The sequence below is a fragment of the Phocaeicola sp. genome (assembly GCF_048170425.1).
Lineage (GTDB): Bacteria > Bacteroidota > Bacteroidia > Bacteroidales > Bacteroidaceae > Phocaeicola.
In genome coordinates this window covers 1-5636 of the sequence record NZ_DBEXBB010000253.1, presented here as the reverse complement: position 1 = coordinate 5636, position 5636 = coordinate 1, and the positions used below count along the sequence as shown (strand labels likewise).

5 protein-coding genes are annotated in these 5636 nt (G+C 43.2%); 1 reads left to right on the top strand and 4 read right to left on the bottom strand.

Annotation, left to right across the window (positions count from 1 at the left end; all coding sequences use genetic code 11):
• Nucleotides 1-2253, top strand: a 2253-nt coding sequence (locus ACMJ0U_RS09985; RefSeq protein ID WP_417129814.1) for a BACON domain-containing protein, incomplete at its 5' end; no start/stop codon positions are given.
• 380 nt (nucleotides 2254-2633) lie between these two features.
• Here ACMJ0U_RS09985 and ACMJ0U_RS09980 read toward each other — a convergent pair.
• From ACMJ0U_RS09980 to ACMJ0U_RS09965, 4 genes are all read right to left on the bottom strand, one after another.
• Nucleotides 2634-2804: a hypothetical protein gene (locus tag ACMJ0U_RS09980; protein ID WP_417129813.1), complete on the bottom strand. Its 171-nt coding sequence runs from the start codon at nucleotides 2802-2804 to the stop codon at nucleotides 2634-2636.
• Nucleotides 2805-3049: 245 nt separating this feature from the next.
• Nucleotides 3050-3766, bottom strand: coding sequence for a HesA/MoeB/ThiF family protein (locus ACMJ0U_RS09975; RefSeq protein ID WP_417129812.1), 717 nt, complete (start codon nucleotides 3764-3766; stop codon nucleotides 3050-3052).
• Between the two features lie 274 nt (nucleotides 3767-4040).
• Nucleotides 4041-5192 carry a 2-iminoacetate synthase ThiH gene (thiH, locus tag ACMJ0U_RS09970; protein WP_417129811.1) on the bottom strand — a complete coding sequence of 384 codons (1152 nt, stop codon included), beginning with the start codon at nucleotides 5190-5192 and terminating at the stop codon, nucleotides 4041-4043.
• A 75-nt stretch (nucleotides 5193-5267) separates the two neighbouring features.
• On the bottom strand, nucleotides 5268-5636 hold a 369-nt coding region (locus ACMJ0U_RS09965), incomplete at its 5' end, for a four helix bundle protein (RefSeq protein WP_417129810.1).

Below are 5636 nucleotides of genomic sequence, written 5' to 3'. Positions count from 1 at the left end.
ATTTATATTATGAGAAAATTCTATTTTATTATGTTAGCATTTTTTATCTTCATTGGTTGCAGTGAAGGTGACAATTATTATGATGAGCCAACTTCCGTACCGGATAATTCTCAAATAGAAATACCTACTGCTTCACTCACTCCTTGTTTCGATGCAAAAGGTGGCGAAGTTTTTATAGAGTTTGTGGCCAAAAGTGACTGGACTGCTTCCGTCTCTAATGCACGAGCAGAGAATTGGTGCAGCGTATCCCCACTCACCGGTAATGCAGGAAAGGCAACACTTGTTATTCGAACTACAGTGAATGATACGTATGACGAACGAAATGCCACTGTCATAATACGTGCGGGGTCTGACAGTAAAACTATCATTGTCGTACAAAAACCTCAAAATGCCTTACTTGTTAGTTCAAATAAAATTGAGCTGGAAAAAGAAGGAGGTGAATTCTCTCTTGAAGTAAAAGCTAATGTTAAATTTGAGTATTTTATCGAGGAGGGAATTGATTGGATTAGTACATCTATGAGTGATACCCGCAGTCTTAATATAACTCAGCTGCATTTTAATGTGGCTCCTAATCTCTCGGGATACAAACGAGAAGCTGGCATAACAATCACAGATGGAACATTAACTGAACTTGTTTCTGTCTATCAGGAGGGAGAGATTCCTCAGCTGACAGTTACAGCTAACCAGCAAGTGTTTGATTGTGAAGGAGGAAACTTAAAGGTGGAAGTAACCAGTAATATAAACTACGATATGGTACTTCCAGATGTCTCTTGGATTACAGAAGACAAAGAGCGTAATCAGTCTACACATACTCTTTATTTTTCAATAAGCCCAAATGAAACCAATGAAGACCGTCAAGCCGAAATTGTATTTAATGAAAAAGATGGTGGACTTTCGGAGGTTGTAAATATTTTGCAATATGGACAAAATAAAGATCCTGAAACTGAAATCAGAAGGTTCCTAATAAATCTGTATAATGATACCAATGGAGATAACTGGAAAATAAATAATAACTGGTGTTCTGATGCTCCGGTTGAGCAATGGTATGGAGTTAATATAACTCAAAACGAAGAAGGGAAAACACTTGTAACTTTATCGTTGTCTAGTAACAATCTGGTAGGAAGCATTGACCTTTCTGACTGTACCTATATTGAATGGTTATCTTGTGGAGGGAATACGTTGTCAAGTATAGATGTAACGAATTGTACTAGCTTAAAGATATTACAATGTGATAATAATGAGTTGAAAGAACTTTTGGTGGATGGCAGTTCTCTTACTGATATTGGATGTTCGTCCAACAAGCTTACTACGCTTAATTTAAAGAATTGTTCAAAGATAGAATCTGTGAATTGCTCTTTTAATGATATTGTGGATTTACAAGCTGATGGCTTGCCCTCATTAAAGAATCTGTATTGTCCTCAATGTCAATTAAAAGAATTGAATGTATCAAATTGTCTTAATTTGACTTATTTATATTGTGATTCCAATCCATTGGAAATCATTGATGTTTCTAATACATCATTGGATGATGGATTTGCTTCTAATTTAAATTGGAGAGAACCTGCTTGGCCTAATCTTAAAGTTGTGAAGTTTCGTAATTGCTCTAAACTTAAGACTATTGCAGTACAAAATATTGGTAGTTTACAATTATTAGATTTTACAGATTGTAATAATATGACTTATTTATATTGTAATAATGTTGAACAGCTTGAATTTCTGGAGATAAAAGGATGTAACTCATTGGAGAGATTAACTGTATATAAATCTGGAGTTCATTTAATAGATGTTTCCGGTTATGATAAGTTGATAGAGATTTCATGTGCCGATAACATTTGTCTTACTCATTTTTATGCGGATATTTGTACTTCGCTGGTTTCGCTTTTCTGTCATAATAATCACCTTGCAGTTCTAAATCTAGATGGCTGTACAAGTTTGGATGTGCTGAATTGCTCTAATAATCAACTGACTTCCCTTGAAACTTCTACATGCCACAAACTGAGGAATATTATGTGTGATAATAATTTGATTGAGCAAATTTCATATCCAAGAAGTTTAGAGAACTTTTCGTGTATAAATAATCGCATTACAGCAAAGGTTCCAAGCTGGTTTTCTGAACTTGTGGACTTTAGATGTGACTATTTGTATGAATATACAGGTTATGATTATGACAATGAAAAATGGTTATATAAGATGCACACATATGGTTGGTGGTATGAAGGTGAACCAGACTGTGGGCCTGTATATCATTATTAAAGTGAAACAAGATGGATAGAGATGATGGTATTTTTGGAGTTATGGTAAAATTCAAAAACTACAGCTAAATTTTGTGTAGAGTTGTAGTGGGTGTGTCAAAATTAAAATCGGCACTCACAAAAGTTATAGATTGTAACTATAATACTTAAAAAGGGTTGTATCAAACTCTGTATTGAGTAATGATACGACCCTTTTTTTAGTCTTTTTGGGGATGCTCAAGTTTCAAATTATAAATTCATATTTTCAAGAATTGAGTTTTGACACTCCCTCTCTTTTATATAAACAGTTGACTTATTGATTTCAAAATCTATTGTTTTATTACGTATTAATAGCTTGGTGTTTCATGTAAATAAATCTAACTTAAATTTAGGGCGCATATGTTAAGTGTTTTCTTGTTTCCAGAAAAAGTCTGTTAATATGCGCTGTAATAGAATCAGCATGGCCAGTATGCAGATGGTGTATTGCAGAAGCGCTCCCTGACTTTCGAGTCCGTAAAATAGCCCGATAATGAGGCATAAACTGAAGAAATAATCTAAGATTTTAAGTAACATAGTTTTTTAATAAAAGGTTATACAATCAAAGATAGCGTAAAAAATGGAGATTTACAATCTTTTCAATCTTTTCCGGAGGTGGTTTATTCGTACAAAAAACCTTAAAAGAAGGAGGAACAGATTATTATAACAGTCTTGTATATAACCTTTCCGATATATCCGTGCGCGTCTGTTTTGCCTGCATCTTATGCAAAAATAGTCCCTCAGGTCTGTTTAATTGCTACATAACCCGTTTTGCCGGCTGTTTATACCAGCGAAAGCACGTAGCTTTCCAGGGTTCGCAGGTCGATGTGCCAGAGTTTTCCGCTCAGCACGGCCGGACTGCCCAGGATGACTTTCATCGTCTCGCTGGCTTCCACACAGCCCACTACGCCGGGAGTGACACCTAGTACAGCCTTGGAGGGGTGGGGCATGGCGAGCATTTCTTCTTCATCGGGGAAGAGGGTGCGGTAGTCGGGACCGCCCTGGTAGTTGAACACGGAGACCTGCCCGTCGAACTCGCGGATGGCACCGTACACGTACACCTTGTCCAGCCGCACGCAGGTGTCGTTAATGAGGTAGCGCGTGCGGAAATTGTCGCAGCCGTCCACTACGATGTCGTAGTTGGCAATGAGACATTCGGCGTTCTGCGGGGTGAGCCGCTCGTTCCAGGCTTCCACGCGGATGTCGGAGTTGAGGGCCTGCAGGCGCAGCTTGGCCTGTTCGGCCTTGGAGAGTCCGATTTCAGGCTCGCTGTAGAGTACCTGCCGCTGGAGGTTGGTCTCGCTCACGGTATCGTCGTCAATCAGTCCGATGGTGCCCACTCCGGCACCGGCCAGGTAGAGGGCGATGGGCGACCCCAGTCCGCCCACTCCCACAATGAGTACGCGGGCCTGTTTCAGCAGGAGTTGTCCTGCCTCGCCGATTTCGTCGAGCAGAATCTGTCGGTTGTAGCGTGACGCTTCTTTTTCTGTCAGTTTCATAAGGTTAAAAGGGGATAAAGAGTGAGTAATGACAGAAGGCACCCGGAAGTCGGGAAAATGGCCTCCGGATGCCTTCTGATGGGGGTTATAGATGCGTTGAAAAAACGTACTTGCGTTTGGGAAAAACGTCCTTGTGTTTCCATCAAAACGCACTTGTGTTTGAGGTAAAACGTACTTGCGTTTCAACTAAAACGTAAAGGCGTTTTTGCGAAAACTCTTCGGCGTTTTCCGGCAAGCGTAAAAGCGTCTTTCAGGGGTGCTTCTGAGGGACTGTTCAGCGGGCTGGAGCAGCCTGCTCTTGCGTCTGTGCCACGTGGTCGAACGAAGCATCCCAGTCCTTCCATACCGGTTCGCGTCCCAGCGCCTTGAGTGCCTTTTCTATCTCTACGGCCGTACGTTCGTCGCTCACGTGGAACTGCTCCAGTGCCTGCGGGTAGGTATAGTACCCGCCCGGTTCGGTCTTGCTCTCTGCGCTCATGGTCGTGACACCCAGCGAAGCCATGTGGTCGCGGATGTGTGCCGGTTCGCGGGTAGAGTAGGAGATGTCCACGTCGTGGTCGAAGATACGCATGGCGAAAGTCACCTGTGCCAGTTCCTTGTCGCTCATGATGACGTTGGGTTGGAAACCTTCGTTTTCGGCCGGACGCATGCGCGGGAAGTTCACGCTGTACTTCGTCTTCCAGTATTGCTTCTGCAAGTAGCGCAGATGGTAAGCCATCATGGTCACGTCCGTACGCCAGTCCTCCAGTCCGATAAGCACACCCATGCCGATGGAGTGCACGCCGGCCTGTCCCATGCGGTCGAACCCGTTGACACGCCATTCGAACTTCGATTTCATGCCGCGCGGATGGTACACGTTGTAGCGTGCCTTGTTGTACGTCTCCTGGAAACAGATCACGCCGTTCAGTCCGTGGTGTACCAGTTCGGCATACTCTTCCGTCTTGAGCGGCATCACTTCGATTTTCAGGTTCGAGAAGTACGGTTTGGCCAGGTCGAGTGCCTTGGCCAGATAAGGCACGCCCGCCTTGGCCGGATTCTCGCCCGTCACAATCAGCAGGTTCTCGAACGGGCCGAGCTTCTTGATGGCCTTGTATTCGTTTTCAATCTCTTCGGGCGTCAGGATGGTGCGGGCCATGGGGTTGCTGATGTGGAAGCCGCAGTACACGCACGAGTTGGTGCACGAGTTGGTGATGTAGAGCGGGATGAACATCGACATGGTGCGTCCGAAACGTTCTTCGGTATATTTCTTGCTGAGGCGTGCCATGGGTTCAAGGAACTTTTCGGCAGCCGGCGAGATGAGTGCCATGAAGTCGTCTACGTCGCACCGTGATTTTCCGAGTGCCCGTATCACGTCGGCCTCGGTCTTGGAGTAGATGGCCTTGGTCGTCTCCTCCCAGCTTATTTTTTCTAATTCGTCACTAAACATGTCTACAGTTAATAGTTAAAAATTAAAAGTTAAAATTCAAAGTCTCAAATTAAAAATGGATGTAGGAAGTGAAGGCTATAGTCTCTCGGCCTGCATTTTCTTCTGGTTGTTTTCCTTGCTGGTCTTTATGATGCATACCAGGAGCTTGATGAGTTCCTTGGCATCCTGGTTGATGGATTCATACGAGGGAGCATCGATGTAATCAGACTTATATAGCAGCAACAGCCAATAAGCGGTTTCGTTGGCTTCTTTCAGGGCAATGTGCAGTTTATGGATGAAATCATTTGCGCTTTCTGCAAATTCGGCTTCACACACCATGGCTCCTATAGCCGTTCCACTTCGCAACAGTTGTTTGGATAGGATACGTTCTCCTTTTTCGTCGCTCAGGTACTGGTATGCTTTGACGATGCGTAAGGCAAAATTCAGCGATTTTCCATAAACTAC

Coding starts and splice junctions, on each gene's coding strand:
- ACMJ0U_RS09980 (WP_417129813.1), bottom strand. CDS start 2,804: ATGTTACTTAAAATCTTAGATTATTTCTTCAGTTTATGCCTCATTATC.
- ACMJ0U_RS09975 (WP_417129812.1), bottom strand. CDS start 3,766: ATGAAACTGACAGAAAAAGAAGCGTCACGCTACAACCGACAGATTCTG.
- thiH (WP_417129811.1), bottom strand. CDS start 5,192: ATGTTTAGTGACGAATTAGAAAAAATAAGCTGGGAGGAGACGACCAAG.